Annotated in this window: 1 protein-coding gene; it reads right to left on the reverse strand. The window is 69.7% G+C overall.

The window, feature by feature from the left end; translation table 11 throughout:
- Window positions 1–1443: NF041680 family putative transposase (locus FF096_RS26155; RefSeq protein ID WP_155222211.1), on the reverse strand; the 1443-nt coding region annotated here is incomplete at its 3' end.
- Window positions 1444–1531 lie beyond the last annotated feature (88 nt).

A 1531-nucleotide genomic window follows, 5' to 3' on the forward strand; every position in this document is an offset into this window, starting at 1 on the left:
GGAAGAGGTTGTCTTCCCGGTCGCGCTGCTGGTGACGATATGGACGTCGTGGCGGCGGGTGGGGTGGCGGTTGGGTCGTCCTGGTGGGCGGCCGGGTCCTGGTCGGGTGGGTTTTGGTGCGCTGGCGGGACAGGGGCTGTTGGCGCGTAGGTGCCGAAATCCGCGGCGGACGCGGGCGGGGGTGAGCCGGTCGGGTGGGGCGGGTCGTTCCCACGGGTGGCGCAGGTCTGCGGCGAGTGGTCGGGCCAGCCGGAGTTGGGTGTAGGCGGCGATGATCAGCCAGGTCCAGCGGTCGGCGGCGTGCGGGTCGCGGAGTTTCGGCACCGTCCAGCCGAGGGTCTGTTTGAGTAGCCGGAAGGTGTGTTCGATGTCGAAACGGCGTAGGAACGCCTGCCACAGCAGATCGATCATGGTCGGGGTGGGGTTGTCGCTGGGTTGGTGGCCGAGGCCGGTGAACCACCACAGCCAGACCGGTTTCGCGGTCGCGCCGGAGGGCAGCCGTTGCACGTCCAGGCGGATGACGGTGCCTTCCAGGATGGGCAGATCGGGGCAGTCGGCCCAGGCGGCGCGGCGGGTCAGCCGGGGGTGCAGCCGGTGCCAGGCGCGGGCTGTCGCGGTGCCGTAGAGGCGGGTCTCGGTCACGGTGGTCACGTCCGGAGTGCCCCAGCTGGCCGGGTCGCCGAAGATGAACTCGCTGCCATGCCGGGGTGGCCGACCGCACTTCGGGCCCGGTATCCACGGTCCCGGCGGGCGGCGCAGCACCCGGTCGGATCGCATCCGGGCCAGCACGCGTACCGGCAGGTCCCGTAGCAGCCAGGCCAGCCGAGCCGCGTCGTAACCGGCATCGGTCACCACCCAGACCGCCGGGTCACCGGACTGCCAGTGCCCGGCGGCGATCAGCCGGTCCACCACCGCACGCACCTGCTCGGCGGTGACCGCGGCCAGATCGGCGCCCGGGGCCAGCCGGATCGCGTCCAGCGGCGCGGTCCACGAACTACGCCCCGACTCCAGGGCCACCACAAACGAGTACGGCCAGCCCGGCACCCCGATGTGCTGGTCTTTACCACGACCGTAGGTGTGACACAGGATCCGCTCCGGCGCGGTGTGCGCTTCCGGCCGCAGCCAACAGGTCACATCCACCGCCAGGACGATCCGCCCGTCAGCGGCCCGTGGAATCGGCATCGACGCCACCACGGTCCGCAACCGCTGCACATCGATCCGACCAGCACCCAACGCGTCGTACAACGCGCCATGACCACGACGGTGCTCCGCCACCAGCGACAACGCCGGCAACGACCGCACCGGCCCCTCCGCACACAACACCGCATCAGCCAACTCGAACAACGCATCAGCCCTGGCAGTCAGACAACGATGCAACTCCGTACGGAACATCCCGAGGTCCCCCACCGCGCCTGCGCGCCCGGTGTCATGCACACTGATCATCCCGCAGCCCTTGGCCCTGATCTTCTTCCCTCGACAAGAAGAATGATCAACCAAGGGCTGCGGCCATGATCAGCCAGGGTCGATACAA

The organism is Micromonospora sp. CP22 (genome assembly GCF_009712475.1).
In the GTDB taxonomy this organism is placed as follows: domain Bacteria; phylum Actinomycetota; class Actinomycetes; order Mycobacteriales; family Micromonosporaceae; genus Micromonospora.